15 protein-coding genes are annotated in these 15,386 nt (G+C 64.7%); 5 read left to right on the forward strand and 10 right to left on the reverse strand.

The window, feature by feature from the left end:
- Positions 1 to 8 precede the first annotated feature (8 nt).
- Both GPL20_RS16230 and GPL20_RS16235 read left to right on the forward strand, forming a co-directional pair.
- Positions 9 to 212: a DUF1127 domain-containing protein gene (locus tag GPL20_RS16230; protein WP_157330509.1), complete on the forward strand. Its 204-nt coding sequence runs from the start codon at positions 9 to 11 to the stop codon at positions 210 to 212.
- Between the two features lie 68 nt (positions 213 to 280).
- Positions 281 to 904, forward strand: a complete 624-nt coding sequence (locus tag GPL20_RS16235; protein ID WP_157330512.1) for a GNAT family N-acetyltransferase — start codon at positions 281 to 283, stop codon at positions 902 to 904.
- A 51-nt stretch (positions 905 to 955) separates the two neighbouring features.
- Here the strand turns inward: GPL20_RS16235 and GPL20_RS16240 are convergent, their stop codons facing one another.
- On the reverse strand, positions 956 to 1,795 hold the full coding sequence (locus GPL20_RS16240; protein ID WP_157330514.1) for an oxidoreductase: 840 nt from the start codon (positions 1,793 to 1,795) through the stop codon (positions 956 to 958).
- 122 nt (positions 1,796 to 1,917) lie between these two features.
- Here GPL20_RS16240 and GPL20_RS16245 point away from each other — a divergent pair, with 122 nt between their 5' ends.
- On the forward strand, positions 1,918 to 2,808 hold the full coding sequence (locus GPL20_RS16245; RefSeq protein ID WP_157330516.1) for a LysR family transcriptional regulator: 891 nt from the start codon (positions 1,918 to 1,920) through the stop codon (positions 2,806 to 2,808).
- Between the two features lie 107 nt (positions 2,809 to 2,915).
- Here the strand turns inward: GPL20_RS16245 and GPL20_RS16250 are convergent, their stop codons facing one another.
- The gene (locus GPL20_RS16250; protein WP_157330518.1) at positions 2,916 to 3,746 is read right to left on the reverse strand and encodes an enoyl-CoA hydratase; all 831 of its coding nucleotides are present in this window, start codon (positions 3,744 to 3,746) and stop codon (positions 2,916 to 2,918) included.
- A 127-nt stretch (positions 3,747 to 3,873) separates the two neighbouring features.
- On the reverse strand, positions 3,874 to 4,575 hold the full coding sequence (locus tag GPL20_RS16255) for an SDR family NAD(P)-dependent oxidoreductase (protein WP_157330520.1): 702 nt from the start codon (positions 4,573 to 4,575) through the stop codon (positions 3,874 to 3,876).
- A gap of 230 nt (positions 4,576 to 4,805) precedes the next feature.
- Between GPL20_RS16255 and GPL20_RS16260 the strand changes: the two genes are divergently transcribed.
- Both GPL20_RS16260 and GPL20_RS16265 read left to right on the forward strand, forming a co-directional pair.
- The gene (locus GPL20_RS16260) at positions 4,806 to 6,590 is read left to right on the forward strand and encodes an acyl-CoA dehydrogenase family protein (protein WP_157330674.1); all 1,785 of its coding nucleotides are present in this window, start codon (positions 4,806 to 4,808) and stop codon (positions 6,588 to 6,590) included.
- A 72-nt stretch (positions 6,591 to 6,662) separates the two neighbouring features.
- The gene (locus GPL20_RS16265; protein WP_157330522.1) at positions 6,663 to 7,751 is read left to right on the forward strand and encodes a Zn-dependent alcohol dehydrogenase; all 1,089 of its coding nucleotides are present in this window, start codon (positions 6,663 to 6,665) and stop codon (positions 7,749 to 7,751) included.
- Positions 7,752 to 7,800: 49 nt separating this feature from the next.
- Here the strand turns inward: GPL20_RS16265 and GPL20_RS16270 are convergent, their stop codons facing one another.
- From GPL20_RS16270 to GPL20_RS16300, 7 genes are all read right to left on the reverse strand, one after another.
- Complete coding sequence (locus GPL20_RS16270; RefSeq protein WP_157330524.1) at positions 7,801 to 9,213, reverse strand: hypothetical protein; 1,413 nt, start codon at positions 9,211 to 9,213, stop codon at positions 7,801 to 7,803.
- 252 nt (positions 9,214 to 9,465) lie between these two features.
- Positions 9,466 to 9,819 carry a nuclear transport factor 2 family protein gene (locus GPL20_RS16275; protein WP_167533058.1) on the reverse strand — a complete coding sequence of 118 codons (354 nt, stop codon included), beginning with the start codon at positions 9,817 to 9,819 and terminating at the stop codon, positions 9,466 to 9,468.
- A gap of 175 nt (positions 9,820 to 9,994) precedes the next feature.
- Positions 9,995 to 11,467: an amidase gene (locus GPL20_RS16280; RefSeq protein ID WP_254125292.1), complete on the reverse strand. Its 1,473-nt coding sequence runs from the start codon at positions 11,465 to 11,467 to the stop codon at positions 9,995 to 9,997.
- Positions 11,468 to 11,626: 159 nt separating this feature from the next.
- Positions 11,627 to 12,598, reverse strand: coding sequence for an iron exporter MbfA (gene mbfA, locus GPL20_RS16285; protein ID WP_254125290.1), 972 nt, complete (start codon positions 12,596 to 12,598; stop codon positions 11,627 to 11,629).
- An 84-nt stretch (positions 12,599 to 12,682) separates the two neighbouring features.
- Entirely contained in the window at positions 12,683 to 13,831 is a 1,149-nt protein-coding gene (locus GPL20_RS16290) for an alpha/beta hydrolase (RefSeq protein ID WP_157330528.1), read from the reverse strand.
- Positions 13,832 to 13,860: 29 nt separating this feature from the next.
- A complete protein-coding gene (locus GPL20_RS16295) occupies positions 13,861 to 14,730 on the reverse strand; it encodes an MBL fold metallo-hydrolase (RefSeq protein ID WP_157330530.1) in 870 nt (289 codons plus the stop codon).
- Between the two features lie 15 nt (positions 14,731 to 14,745).
- Positions 14,746 to 15,357 carry a glutathione S-transferase family protein gene (locus GPL20_RS16300; protein ID WP_157330531.1) on the reverse strand — a complete coding sequence of 204 codons (612 nt, stop codon included), beginning with the start codon at positions 15,355 to 15,357 and terminating at the stop codon, positions 14,746 to 14,748.
- Between the last annotated feature and the right edge of the window lie 29 nt (positions 15,358 to 15,386).

Here is a 15,386-nt window from a genome sequence, read left to right on the forward strand (position 1 = left end):
AGCTGAAAATGTCTACGTTGACCGACAATTCGATGACAAATCATCATGCGGCGGGCCTGATCCAGCAGGTCGGCGAGACTCTCCATGTCTGGCATGAGCGCTACCGGACCCGGCGCGAGCTGACCAATTGGACCGCGCGGGATCTCCAGGACGTCGGGCTGTCCTGGAGTGACGTGGCCTATGAGGCCGACAAACCCTTCTGGCGGGCCTGATTGGCCGCCAGGCCGGCGCCGCCTGATCACAGGGGCGCCGGCGGTCCCTTTTCCCTGCGGCATGTGTCATGAGCACCCTTCGCCTGGAAGATCTGAAGCAATATTCCGACGTCCTGCGCACCCGGCAGGGCGAGCCACTCACCGTTCGCTTCGTTGAGTCGCGCGACACCGAGGAGCTCCAGCACTATTTCCGTTCGCTCTCGACCCGCTCCCGCTACAACCGCTTCTTCGGCGCGATCAGCGAACTGCCGAAGGGGCTGCTGAACGATTTCCTCGAGATCGGCGAGCGCGAGCGCTTCACTGTTGTCGCGACCAAGATGGTCGATGGCTTCGAGACCATCGTCGCCGAAATGCGCTATGCGCTCCATGCCGAAACCGCGACGGTCGAGTTCGGCCTCTCGGTCGACGACCGCTGGCAGGGCCAGGGCATCGCCACCGCGCTGCTCAAGAATCTCGAATGCCGCGCGGCCGCGCTCGGCGCCGAACACCTCTTCGGCGACACGCTGCGCTCCAACGAGACCATGATCTTGCTCGCCCGCAAATCCGGCTTCGCTTTCGTCAATCATCCTGACGACTGGAAGCTGGTGCGTTTCGACAAGGAAATCACGATCGCACCAAAAGACATTCCCTGCGCGAGCTGGCGCCTCGCCGCGCTTTCCCGTCAGGCCGACCGCCCCTCAGCCTCGGCCTGACACCACTCCGAGCCCGGCCTGGCAACGCCAGAGCCGGGCATTTTTTTGCCTTCACGCAGGCTCGTTAGTGAAGTCGGTCGAGGTTGCGACCGTCCGCCATTCCGCCAGCTCCTTCGCAACGAACGCGTTCTTCGCCTCGATCCGCTCCACCGTGTCGCTGCCGAGCGGCAGGCGGAGTGGCGGGTTCTTTGCTTCAGCGAGCTTCAGGAACGCCTGAGCCAGCTTGCGCGGATCGCCGCGCTGGCCGCCATTGACGTCGGCCGCGTGCGCGCGGGTCTTGCCGACGCTCCCGTGATAATCGTCGATCTGCGCGGCCGTGCGCGACAGCGAGCTCTCGTCGAGGAAGTCGGTGCGGAAGAAGCCCGGTTCGACCACGGTTACCTTGATGCCGAGCGGCGCGACTTCGCCGGCCAGCGCTTCGCTCAATCCCTCGACCGCGAATTTGGTCGCGCCATAGACGCCCCAGCCGGGATAGCCGGCGTAGCCGCCCACCGACGAGATGTTGATGACGTGACCCGAGCGCTGGCGGCGCATATGCGGCAGCACCGCGCGGGTGACGCTGAGCAAGCCGAACACATTCGTGCCGAACAGCTTTTGCGTCTCCGCGTCGCTGGCCTCCTCGATCGCACCCAGAAGGCCGTAGCCGGCATTGTTGACGAGGATGTCGATGCGTCCGAACTTTTTCACAGCCTGGCCAGCCGCCTCGTGCGCCTCGGCCTCGCTGGTGACGTCGAGCCGGGTCGCCAGCAGCCGCTCGTGGCTGCCGAGCCGGGCAGTGACGGTCGATGGGTCGCGCGCGGTCGCGACGACGGCGTCGCCGGCCTTCAAGGCGGCTTCGGCGATCAACGCACCAAATCCGCGGGACGCTCCTGTGATGAACCAGACACGCATGATGTTGCCCTTTCCTCGTCGGGGCCCGGCGATGTGCCGAAGCCGATGGGCACGGTGTAGCGGCTCGCCATAGCTGAGATAATCCGATATGTATTTTACAAGCTGTTGAGAAAAATTCATCAATGCGGATCGACCCGTCCGACCTCGCGACCTTCCTCGCCATCGCCCGCCACCGCAGCTTTCGCGCGGCGGCGACCGAGCTCGGCGTCACGCCGTCGGCGCTGTCGCACGCCCTGCGCAATGTCGAGGAGCGGCTGGGCCTGCGCCTCGTCAACCGCACCACCCGCAGCGTCGCGCTGACCGAGGCCGGCGAGCGGCTGTTCGCCCGCATCACACCGGCCTTCCGCGACATCGGCGACGCGCTCGAGGACCTCAACAATTTCCGCGGCAAGCCCGCCGGCACGCTGCGCTTCACCGCCGCGCGCCAGTCGGCGCAGCTCGTGCTGCTGCCGGTCGTGACACGCTTCTTGAAAGCGTTTCCCGACGTTGGCGTCGAGATCGTCATCAACGACGCCCTGATCGACATGGTCGCAGCCGGCTTCGACGCTGGCGTCCGCTTCGGCGAGACCATCGCCGCCGACATGATCGTGGTGCCGATCGGCCCGCGGCACCGTTTCGCGGTGGTCGGCTCGCCCGCGTTCTTCGAGTCGCACAAGCAGCCAGTCACGCCGCGCGACCTGAAAGGCCTGCCCTGCATCCGCTACCGCTTTACCTCAGGCGCGCTCTATCACTGGGAGTTCGAGCGCGGCGGAATCGAGTTGACCATCGACGTCACGGGGCCGCTGACGATGAACGACCAGGACCTGATGGTCGATGCGGCGCTGGATGGCGTCGGACTTGCCTATGTGTTCGAAGCGCAGGTCGAAGCTCTGTTAGCGAAGCGCAAGCTGGCGCGCGTGCTCGCCGATTGGTGCCCGGCCTATCCCGGCTTCTTCCTGTATTATCCGAGCCGCCGCCAATTGCCGGCCGCGCTGCGCGCGTTCGTGGATTTTGCGCGGGCAGCTACCGCGTAGTGGCGTAGCCCGGATGGAGCGAAAGCGTAATCCGGGATTCGTGCCACATTCGCAGGCTTCCCCGGATTGCGCTTCGCTCTATCCGGGCTACGCGGGAACCGTGCCGCCTACTTCCCCGTGAACACCGCCTTGCGCTTCTCGATGAAGGCCTGCACGGCCTCCCTGTGATCGGCGGTCGTGGTGAGGCGGATCAGCCGTTCGGCTTCGTGGTCGCGAGCGGTCTCGAAGTCGAACAGCAGGGCCTCGTCGAGATTGTCCTTCATGTAGCGCAGCGCGAGGCGCGGGCCTTCGGCGAGGGATTTTGCCAGCGCAAAGGCTTCAGTCTGCAGCTTGTCGTCGGGCACGACGCGATTGACGAGGCCGATGGCTTCACAGCGCGCGGCATCGACGCGATCGCCGGTAAACATCAACTCGCGCGCCCGCGCGGTGCCGACGAGCCGTGTGAGCAGCCACGCGATGCCGTAATCGCCGCTGAGCGCGATGCGGGCATAGCCGGTGGCGACGAAGGCCGATTGCGCGGCGATGCGGATGTCACAGGCCATGGCGATGGCAAGCCCGGCGCCGACCGCGGGGCCGGGCAGGGCGGCGATGGTCGGCTTGCGCATCGACGCCAGCGCGCCGGTGAGCAGCCGCTGCCGCTCCTGGAGATCGGCGACCTTGTCGTCAAAGGACATGTCGAGCTTGGCCTTGTCGCGATGGGCGCCCATGCCCTTGACGTTGCCGCCGGCACAGAAGGCCTCGCCGGCGCCGGTGAGCAGCAGCGCGCCGACGCCGGGGTTCTCGCCGCAGCTGCGGATCGTCGTGCGCAGCGCCGGTGTCAGCGTATCCGACAGTGAATTGCGTGCCTCCGGCCGGTTCAGGGTGATGACAGCGACGCGGTCGCGGATCACGCAGAGGAGCTCATTGGTGCCGGTGTCGAGGGTGGTTTCCGTGGTCATGTCGCTCCCTTTTGTTCTTCTGTCATTGCGAGGAGCGAAGCGACGAAGCAATCCAGTCTGTATCCGAGGAAAGATCTCTGGATTGCTTCGCTTCGCTCGCAATGACGGTTGTCGTGAGGTTATCGCTTCAAAACTTCTCCACCCAGGGCCGCAGCTCGATCTCCCAGCTCCAGGCGCTGCGCGGCTGCTGCAGCACGTTCCAATAGCTCTGCGCGATCGCATCGGGATCGAGCATCGAATCCGGCTTGTCCGGTGCTTCCGCGCGCGCCGCGCTGCGGATGCCGCCGTCAATGACGAAATGCGCGATGTGGATGCCCTGCGGCGACAGTTCGCGCGCCATGCTCTGCGCCAGTCCGCGCAGCGCGAACTTGCCCATCGCGAACGGGGCGGACTGCGCATAGCCCTTGACGCTGGCGGAGGCGCCGGTGAACAGGATCGCGCCGTACCTGTTCGGCAGCATGCGCTTGGCCGCCTGTTGCGCCACCAGGAAGCCGCCATAGGCGCTGACCGCAATCGCCTGCGCGACGTCGGCCGGGATCAGATCGATGAACGGGCCGCGGCTGCGACCGCTGGCGTTGTAGACGACGAGGTCGGGCGTGCCGATCTCGCGCTCGACCAGGCCGAACAGACGCTCGACCTCGTCCGGATCGGTGGCGTTGCAGGCATAGGCCTTGGCGCCGGTCTCGGTGCAGAGCGCGCCGAGCTTCTCGATTTTTCGCGCGGCGAGCGCAACGCGAATCCCTTGGGCGGCAAACAGCCGCGCCAGCGAGGCGCTCAGTCCTTCGCCGGCGCCGACGATGAGCGCGATCTTGTATTTCGGGTGTTCCATGGCGTGATCTCTCGGAGACGGGAAGCCGTTGATCTATGCATGGTCCGCGCGGACAACCAGCGGGGCGGTCACAATTCCGCAGAGCGAATTGCTCCTTCACGGCGATCATGCCGCCCTGACGATTTGCAGCTTTATCCGCATCCGCCTCTGGAGCATGATCGACATCATCCAAAGCGGCAAGCGCGAAATCAGCGCAAAATGTCCGCAAGGCGGAAACGAAGAGGACGATGATGCCACAGCCGGTCACAGGGCAGAAGAAACATGTCGCGGCCGAGCCGTCCGGCCTGCTGGCACCCGATACCACGGGCATGAACTTCTACCGCGCCGATCCGGCGCTGACGGATCTGCTCCGCATCCATCTGCCGGAGGCGCTGTTCCGCCACATCGAGCCGCATCTCGATCGCCTCGGCGAACTCGCCGGCGGTCCTCTCGACGAATGTGCCCGGCTTGCCGACCGGCACACGCCCATTCTGCACCAGCGCGACAAGTTCGGCCGCGACGTGCAGTGGATCGAATATCATCCGGCCTATCGCGAGCTGGAGAAGGCGGCGTTCGGCGAGTTCGGCATCCACGCTCTGTCGATCCGCAAGGGCATCATGGGCTGGGCGGACAAATATCCTGTCGTGGCCAAGCACGCCTTCACCTTCCTGTTCAACCAGACCGAATTCGGCATGGGCTGCCCGATCAATGTCACCGACGGCTGCGCAAAGCTGCTGGCGAATTTCGGCAGCGAGGCGCTGAAGGCGAAATATCTGGATGGCCTGACCCAGACCGACATGAGCAAGCTGACCCAGGGCGGCCAGTTCATGACCGAGAAGGAAGGCGGCTCCGACGTCGGCACGCTGACGACGCGCGCGGTGCAGGAGGGCGACCACTGGCGCCTCTATGGCGAAAAATGGTTCTGCTCGAACGCCGACGCCAAGGTCGTGATGCTGCTGGCGCGCCCTGAGGGCGCCGGGCCCGGCACCCGCGGCGTCGGCCTGTTCCTGATGCCGCGCTTCCTCGACGACGGCTCGCAGAACAGCTACCGGATCGTGCGTCTGAAGGACAAGCTCGGCACGCGCTCGATGGCCTCGGGCGAGATCAAGCTCGAAGGCGCGATCGCCTATGCCGTCGGCAAGCTCGACCGCGGCTTCGTGCAGATGGCGGAGATGGTGAATTCGTCGCGGCTCTCTAACGGCGTCAAATCCACCGCGCTGATGCGCCGGGCCTATCACGATGCAATGACGGTCGCCAGGAACCGCGTCGTGTTCGGCAATCGCATCATCGACCTGCCGTTGGGACGGCGGCAGATGCTGAAGATCATGCTGCCGGTCGAGCAGGCGCTGTCGATGAGCTTCCTCACCGCCGATGCGCTCGATCGCGCGGAAGCCGGCAGCCAGGATGCCGCAGCGCTGCTGCGCATCCTCACCCCGACGCTGAAATTCCGTGCCACGCGCGATGCGCGAAAGGTCTGCGGCGATGCGCTCGAGATGCGCGGCGGCATCGGCTATATCGAGGAATTCGCCACTGCCCGCCTGCTGCGTGATGCCCATCTCGGTTCGGTCTGGGAAGGCACCGGAAACATCGTGGCGATCGATGCGCTGAGGCGCGCAGTCGGCCGTCACGGCGCGGAGGCGGCCCTCGCGGCCGATCTGCATGCCCGGCTCGACGACAGCGCCTCCGTGCCGCAGGCCTGGCGCGACAATCTGCGCGGCCTCGTCGATCGTGCGGTCGGCTTCGCACGCGAGGTCGCGGCCAAGGCTGATAACGAGGCCGACGCGCGTCGCGCGACGAGCCTGCTTTATCATGTTGCGAGCGCGGTCGCGCTCGCCTGGGAAGCGCACCGCATCCACGAGATGCGCGGCGATGCACGCCGGCTGTTGCTGTCGCGCCTCGTGGTCGATCATCGCGTGTCGCCGAGCGATCCGTTCCGGCTCGCGGAAAATGCCGTGCAGCAGAAGATCGCCGCGCTGCTGCTCGGCGACAGCTCAGCCGGCATGAGCGAGGTTGGCGAACTGGTTCTGGCAGCGTAGGCTTCTTCACCTCGTCCTCCGGGAGAGGTGACGACCCGCGTCAACGAAAATCATAACAATGAGGGAACACCGATGAAGGCCGCCGTCCTCTATGAAGTCAACCAGCCGCTCGTCATCGAGGACATCAGCCTGCCGAAGCCGGGCCCGCGCGAGGTCCTGATCCGCACCGCGGTCGCCGGCCTCTGCCACTCCGACCTGCATTTCATGGAGGGCCTCTATCCGCATCCGCTGCCCGCGGTGCTCGGGCACGAGTCGGCGGGCGTGGTCGAGCAGGTCGGCTCCGACGTGACCTACGTGAAGCCGGGCGATCACGTCGTCACCTGCCTGTCGGTGTTCTGCGGCACCTGCGACAACTGCACCACGGGCCGCACCGTGCTCTGCACCGACACCACGGTCAAAATGCTGCCCGGCGTCTCCGATCGGATGCAGTGGTCGAAGCCGGAGAAGCTGCACCAGTTCCTCAATCTCTCGTCCTTTGCCGAACAGATGCTGGTGCACGAGAACGCGATCGTCAAAATCCGGAAAGAAATGCCGCTCGATCTCGCCGCGCTGATCGGCTGCGGCGTCATCACCGGCTATGGCGCGGTCGTGAATACGGCGAAGGTGACGGCCGGCGAGACCGTGGCCGTGATCGGCTGCGGCGGCGTCGGCATGGCCGCGATCAACGGCGCGCAGATCGCCGGCGCCGGCCGCATCATCGCCATCGACACCAATCCCGCAAAGCTCCAGCTCGCGACCAAGCTGGGAGCCACCGACATCATCAACCCCGCCGATGGCGACGTCGTGAAGCAGGTGCGCGATCTCACAAACGGCGGCGTGCACCATTCCTTCGAGGTGCTCGGCCGCAAGGAGACCGCGGAGCAGGCCTTCGGCATGCTCGCCTCGGGCGGCACGGCGACAATCGTCGGCATGATCCCGTTCGGGCAGAAGATCGAGCTGCACGGCTTCGACTTCCTGCGCGAGCGCAAGATCCAGGGTTCCTCGATGGGCTCGAACCACTTTCGCGTCGACATGCCGCGCCTGGTCGATTTCTACCTGCGCGGCCGGCTGCACCTGGAGGACTGGATCTCGGCCAAGCTGAAGCTCAACGAGATCAACGAGGGCTTTGCCAACATGAAGGCCGGCAAGACGCTGCGCAGCGTGATCGTGTTTGACAGCTAGCGCTGGTGACGCAGGGGCCGGAGACGCGCTCATTGCCCATGATTTGGGGTCAACGCGACCGGTCCGGCTCGCCGGCCGTGCTGCGCTGCGACTCCTTGATGAGCCGCAGCGTCATGGCCGCGGCAAGACCCGTGGCGAGAAGGTACGCGAGGGACACGTTCGAATCGCTACCTGCGAATGCCAGATGGGAGAACAATCCCGCAATTGCCACGGCGAAACCGAGCCAGGCAAGCTTCGGAAAGCGAAATCCGCGTTCCCCGCGCTTAAGATCGAGCACGAGGTAAAGTGCGAGAATGGTGTTGCAGAGCGCCGCCGGTGGCAGACTCATGGCCATCCCGGCATCGAATGCGAGATAGGATAATACACCGTCGATTTGGGCAATAATCGCGAACGGCAGATAGCGGGGATTGATGCAGGACAGGGCGATGGACGCAAGTTCGAACGCGTAGAAGTAGCGCTCGTGCATCTTCGGCAGCAGGTACGGCATGAGCATGAGCGATACGCACGCGACGAGCAGAATGAACTCGGGCCCCGTCCGCTTGGAGCGCGCGATGAAGATCGATAGGGCAAGCCCGCTCGCCGTCGCGAGCGCCACGCCGACTGCAACTCCAATTGCGTATGGTGTGCCTGCAGCGAAGATCCAGATGTTCGCTGCACTTATGAAGAGGCGATCAAAGGTGTTGACCTGGTCCATGTAGACAGAGCTCACGGAGCCCAGGGATCTGCCCGCGACGAGAACCGGAATGGCGAGGACCAGATAGACCGCGGGAATCGCGGCGAGCCATGCCACGTGGATCCTGCGGCGCAGAATCATGCCCAACACGAAGGGGCCGAGGAATATGCTCTGCGCCTTCACCGAAAAGGCCACGGCGAAAGGCAGAATGCCATTTCGGTCCCGCATGAATAGCGCCACGGAAACCAGCGTGAAGAAGGTCCAGATCGAATCGGACTGTCCCCACATTGCGCCATTGAAGATCACCGTCGGTGCAAGCCAGACCGCGCAGAAGGCCATGGACGCGCGCAATGGCATCTTTGTCGCTCGCCAGACCATCTGGGCGACGACGGCCGCGCAACCGAACTCGAATACCACCGAGATCGCCTTCACGAGGGAAAGTGGCTGACCGAGCCAATCAAAGCGGGCGGCGATCAGCAGGAGGTAGCTGTAAAACGGGGTGTAATTGGTGAAAGCCTCGCCCAGCGCGCCAACGCCGTGATCTCGGGCAAAGGTGTACCAGGGGATCAGGAACTGAAAGGCGTCGTCGTTGGTGTGCTCCCGGGCGAGGTAACGGAGTGCAAAGCCCACAAGCCCGCACACCAGCATGAGGGCGATCGCAAGTGGCGAACTCGTGGGCAACGCCTCGTCGGGATTGACGCAGCGGTCGGGTCCGTGCCGCGTGCCGATCGCAATAGTGTCTCTCGTCACGCCATCACTGTTGCTGAAATTGTGCGCGACCACGACCATCGGAGGGGAGCGTCCATGAAATCGAAGATAAGGCTTCCCATACGGGAAATCAATTTCGAGTTGCGTAAGATCGATTGTGCAATTCTCCGATCGCTCGCGAAAATATTGTTTGGTTAACGAATGCTTTAGAGGAACTGGCGATCGTGGAAACTGATCCGCAACGGGAAAGCAGGCCTTTCGAACCTCGGCCAGGCTCAAGCCGCCGGAGATCGCCGAGGGCTTCGCTCCATCCGGGCCAGGGGAAACGTTTCCTCAGCGCGACACGTGTGCCGACACCGCGACCCACTGGCCGTTCCGCTTCGCCCAGCAATCGGTGTACCGCCCGGTCGCCTGCTGCCCGTCAGCCGTCGTGTAACTCGTCGCTGCGTGGATGATGGCGAAGTCGCCCATGATGCGGATGATGACGTCGTGCGCATGCAAATTGCGGATCGCGATCGGCCGCGCCGTTTGTTCCAGGAAGGCCGCGCGGTCGACCAGCGTCTTGTCGGGATTGGAGCAATAGAACTCCGGCGCCAGGATTTCGTCGAACCGCTTGACGTCGCAGTTCTGCACCGAGGCGACATAGTCGCGGTTGAGCGCGGTGAGCTGTTCGAGATCGTTGCTCATGGCGTTCCTCCCCTTTTTTGAACCCTCGTCGCTTTTTGGCTCCGTCATCGCGAGGAGCCCGTAGCCCGGATGGAGCGCAGCGCAATCCGGGATGCCTATCCGCGGGCAGAGCGTCCCGGATTTCGCTGCGCTTCATCCGGGCTACAGGAATGGCCTGCGCAATGACGAGGCGGCACTAATCATCGAACATCTTCGGCGGTACGAATCCGCCGAACTCGCGCTCGATCAGTTCGGCGAGCTTGAGCGGGGTGCGGTCCTCGAGGAAGGGGCCGATGATTTGCACGCCGACCGGCAGGCCGTCTTTCGACAGGCCGAGCGGAACAGCCGTGGCTGGCAAACCCGTCAGCGTGGCGATGCCGGGCCAGGCAAGCTGGTCCGGATAGACAAAGTCCTTGCCGTCGATGTTGATCCGGCGCTTCTCCTGCTCGGGCGAATGATCATGCGGGTAGGCGGGGGTCGGCATGATCGGGCAGATCACCGCATCGAATGTCCTGAACAATTGCCGCCATTGCGCGCGCAGCCCGGCGCGGGCGCCCTCGTCGAACACCCAGCTCTGATGCGTGCTGGTCATGCCGCGCAGCCGCTCGGCAGCAAGGCTTTTGTCGTCAGGCGAGAGCTGCGCCGCCCCGGCCCGCGCGCCGGCGAGAATGTCGGGCGGAAGGAAGGCGCCGAGGAAGCTCATCAGCATGCGCATATAGAGGCGCGAGGCCTCCCTGAAGTCCGGAAACAGCGGGCTTTCACGCGCGACGCTCGCGCCGAGGCTCGTCAATTGCTGCGCCAGCTTCTCGATCGCGCCGCGAACGTCGGCATTCGCAGGCAGCAACGGATCGCCGTCGATCACGAGCAGGCGGAAATCCCTCAGCTTGTGGTGACGTGCGTCCGGCAGCGCGAGCTTGTATCCGACGCCGAGATCCAACGGATCGGGGCCTGCCATCACCTCGAGGAGCAGAGGCAGATCGGCTGCACTCCGCGCCATCGGACCGATCACCGCCATGTCGCGCTCCATCGGGATGGCCGGAAATGGCGGCGGCGTATGCCCGCGCGTCGGGCAGAGATTGTAGGTCGGCTTGTGGGCATAGACTCCGCAATGGAAGGCAGGCACCCGCAGCGAGCCGCCGATGTCGGAGCCGAGCGAGAGCGGTCCGTAGCCGGCCGCGAGCGCTGCAGATGAGCCACCCGATGAGCCGCCGGGCGTGCGGCCGAGATCGAACGGATTGTTCGTGGTGCCGTAGATCTCGTTGTAGCTTTGCCAATCTCCGAGACCGACGGGAACGTTGGTCTTGCCGAGGATGACGCCGCCGGCACCCTTCACTCGGGTGATCGACAGCGCATCCTCCGCCGGCTTGAAATCCCTCTGCGGCGTCCAGCCCCAGGTCGTCGGCAGCCCCGCGACGTTGTAGGATTCCTTCACCGTCAAGGGCAGGCCGAGCAGCGGCTTGCGCTCGCCGCGGGCCAATGCCGCATCCGCCTCTCGCGCGGCGCTGAGCGCGCGATCGAAATCGCGCACGCAGATCGCGTTGATCTTGTCGTCGTGCCGTTCGATGCGGCCGATCGCGTCCTGAGTGAGCTCGACCGCGGAGACCTTCTTCGTGCTCAATGCGGCCGACAATTCGACGGCGCTCTTGAAACTCCATTGCGATTTGGCCACGGCACTTCTCCCGTTCTTATTGTCGAAGGATGATGCGCAGTTTGCCGGAATGTCGCAACGGCTGTTTGATCGCGATTGATATGCCTCTCCAGCGATTATCGCCCGGATGGCGTACTGGATTCCCCGCTTTCGCGGGGCACGACAGTGCGTTCGGAGCGCCTACGCCGCCCCGATCACGATCCCCACCGCCAGCACGATGGCGCCACCGAGCACGATCTGGAACACGGCCTGGAGGAACGGCGTGTCCATGTAGCGCGAGCGGATGAAGGCGATCGCCCACAATTCGAAGAACACGACGACGCAGGCGATCGCGGTCGCGATCCAGAACGCGTTGGCCCAGCTGTCGGGCACGAGATAGGGCGCGGTGTGCCCGAGCCCGCCGAGCGTCGTCATCGCCCCGCAGGTGATTCCGCGCAGCCACGGCGAGCCGCGCCCCGTGAGCGAGCCGTCGTCGGACAGCGCTTCCGCAAAGCCCATGCTGATGCCGGCGCCGATCGAGGCGGCAAGGCCGACCAGAAAGGTTTGCCAGTTCTGGTGCGTGGCGAACGCGGCGGCAAACAGCGGCGCCAGCGTCGAGACCGAGCCGTCCATCAGGCCGGCAAGGCCGGGCTGCACATATTGCAGCACGAACATCCGCCGCCGCGTGCGGTCTTCCTCCGCGCGCACGTCGGGCTTCAGAATCTCGCCGGTCAGTCTCGCCGCGGTATGCTCGTGGCTCCTCTCGGCTTCGGCGAGGTCGCCAAGCAGCCGGCGGACATTGACGTCCTCGGCCTGCTCGGCGGCCTTCGCGTAGAAGCGTTCGGCCTCGAGCTCCATGGTCTCGACCTCCCTGCGGATCGTGTCGAGCGGCAGGTTCTTGGTCAGCCAGATCGGCCGGCGGCGCAGGAAGCCCTTGACGTCCTCGCGGCGGATCGGCGGCAGATGCTGGCCGAAGCGCTGCTCGTACATTTCCAGCAGCATGTGCCGATGGCCACGCTCTTCCTCGGCCATCTGCTCGAACAGCTTTGCCGAGTCCGGATAGCGCTCCTTCAGATCCTCGGCGAAGGTCATGTAGATGCGGCTGTCCTCCTCCTCGGAGGAGATCGCGACCGCAAGCACCTCGCGCTCGGTCAGGTCGGCAAAGTTCTTCACGACGGCCCTGTCACTAATTTAGAATCATTCTAAACTATATAGGGCTCCGCGGTTCCCCGGTCAAATCAGCTGGTGCCGGACTTGTCAGCCGGTGCGGGACCTGGCGAGGAATTCCAGCAGCAACCGGCCGACCTCGGCAGGCTGCTCCTGCTGCACCCAATGGCCGGCGCCGTCGACGAGATGGCAGCCGAGCATCTTCGTGCAGGCGCGCGTCCGCATGGTCTCGAACACGCCGAGACGCTGATAGGTGCCCCAATCCTGCTTGCCCGAGATGAAGCAGGAGGGCACGTCGATGCTGCGGCTCCCGAACAGCTGCAGCTCGCTGTTGAACGCGCCCGACGTGCCGCAGCGATACCATTGCAGTCCGCCCTGGAATCCCGTGCGGCCATATTCGGCGGCGTAATAGGCGAGCTCGCGATCGGGCAGCCATTGATTGGCGGCGACGGCGGCCGGCGACGGCATCTCCCTCGCGACCGTCTCCGCCATGGTTTCATTCAGGTCCATCACGTAATAGGTCGGCAGCTTCGCCAGCTCTTTCGCCGACCACGCGTTCAGCGAATACGGCTTGTTGTCGGTCCAGTCAGCGCTCTTGTGATGATAATAGGCGCGCAGGAAATCGTGCACGCCCTGCGGCGCGTGGTGCATGTCGGCATTGGCCGCGCGCGTCGAATAGTACCATTGGTAATGTTTGCGCGGGCGCGGCAGCGCGGCGAGTTCTCGATGAACAGGATCTTCGGCCGCAGGCTTTGCCGGCGTGTCGACCGTGTTGAACGGCAGCGGCGGCGGTCCGCCGAACGGCGCGCTCATCATCGTCACCGAGCGAAACACGTCGGGCCGCAACAGCGCGCACCAGGCCGCGACCGAGCTGCCGAAATCATGCCCGACCACGTCGACCTGTCTGTAGCCGAAAGCCGACACCAGCCCGAGCGCGTCGCGCACCAGGTTGAAGAGCGAGAAGGGTGCGAGATCGCCGTCGTAGTCGGCGCTCCAGCCCGTGGTGCGCCCATAGCCGCGCTGGTCCGGCGCGATCACGTGATATCCCGCATCGGCAAGCGCCGGCATCACCTTGCGCCAGGAGAAGGCCAATTCGGGGAAGCCATGCAGCAGCAGGATGCACGGGCGCCCTTTGGTCTCGAAGCCGGCTTCCAGCACATGCACGCGTAAACCGTTGATGCCGTCGACGTAACGCGAACGGATGCCGGCGGGCAGGGGGATGTCGGGGAGCGTTGTCATCGTGTCTCTCCACCCTACGGCATCGCGCCCTACACCGCCGCGCAGACGAACCCGCTGCCCTTGCGCTTGATCCTCCCCACCGACGGCGAGGGGAAATGCGCCGTGCAGCACAGCGTGTCGGTGCCGCAATAGCGCTCCAGGAAGCTGCGGCGCGTTGTCGCCGCCGTGGCCTGATCGACGTCGAATTTCATCGACAGCTCCGGATAGAGCGCCTGCAGAGGCGAATGGATGAGGTCGCCGGAAAACACCGCGTCGTCCCTGCCGCGTCCGAGCGTGAACGCAGAATGGCCCGGCGTATGGCCCGGCGTCGGCAGGATGCGGACGTGATCGCCGATCTGGTAGTCGCTGCTGACGAGCTCGTGCCGCCCCGCCTCGACCACGGGCAGCACGCTGTCGGCGAAGGGCGGCACCTCTGCCTTCGCGTTCTGCTCGGTCCAGTAATCGAACTCCTGCCTGGCGAAGACGTAGCGCGCCCTGGGGAAGGTCGGCACCCAGCGGCCGTTCAGAAGCCGCGTGTTCCAGCCGACGTGATCGACATGCAGATGCGTGCACATCACGAAGTCGATATCGTCGACCGAGACGCCGGCGGCTTTGAGCCCGCTCATATAGGTGTCGTCGGTCTTCATGTGCCATTTCGGCCGCTGCGGCCGCGGCTTGTCGTTCCCGATGCAGCTGTCGATCAGGATGGTGTGATGCGGCGTCTTCACCACATAGGACTGGAAGCACAGGATCAGCGTGTCCTGCTCGTCCAGCGCCTTGGCCTGCCGCATCCAAGCCCGGTTCTCGGCCAGCACTTCCGGGGTCAATCCGGGGATGAACTCCAGCGCCGGAAAGAACGGGGCTTCCTGCTCGATGATGCGATGGATGGTGAGATCGCCGACCGAGTATTCGAGGCTCATGAGAACTCCTGCGGGTTATGCAGCAGGCGGCACCGAGATCTTCACCGAGGGCCGCTCCAGCATCTTCTGATGGAAGGCGTCGAGCTTCGGATAGGCCTTGCGCCAGCCGCAATCGGCGAAGCGGAAGTCGGCATAGCCGAGCACGCAAACGAGGCCGATCTGCGAGATGTCGAACGGCCCGTTCAGCACCTCGGGCATGTTCTCGAAGCGCGCCATGCCGGTCCAGGCCCGGTTCCAGTGGTCGTCCGACCAGGCCTGCCATTGCAGGCCCTGCGGCCGCACCATCTTCTCGTAGCGGCACAGCAGCATGGAATCGAGCATGCCGTTGATAAGCGAGTGGTTGGTCTTGGCCTTCCAGCGCCGCGGACCGTAATCCGGGATCAGGCTGCCGCCGGCGATCTCGTTGAGATATTCGACGATGACGTACGAGTCCAAAATGACGTCGCCGTCATTGGTGATCAGCACCGGCAGCTTCTTCAGCGGCGTGATGCGCGAATAGTCCTCATTGGCCGTGCCCGGCGCGACGGTTGCGGGCGTCAGCTCGATCTTGTCGATCAGCCCGAGCTCGATCGCGGCGATGCGGACCTTGCGGGCAAAGGGCGAGGCAGGGGAGAAGGTGAGTTTCATGACTGGGTCCTTGTTGTCATTCCGGGGCG

It is taken from the genome of Bradyrhizobium cajani (genome assembly GCF_009759665.1).
Classification (GTDB): Bacteria; Pseudomonadota; Alphaproteobacteria; order Rhizobiales; family Xanthobacteraceae; genus Bradyrhizobium; species Bradyrhizobium cajani.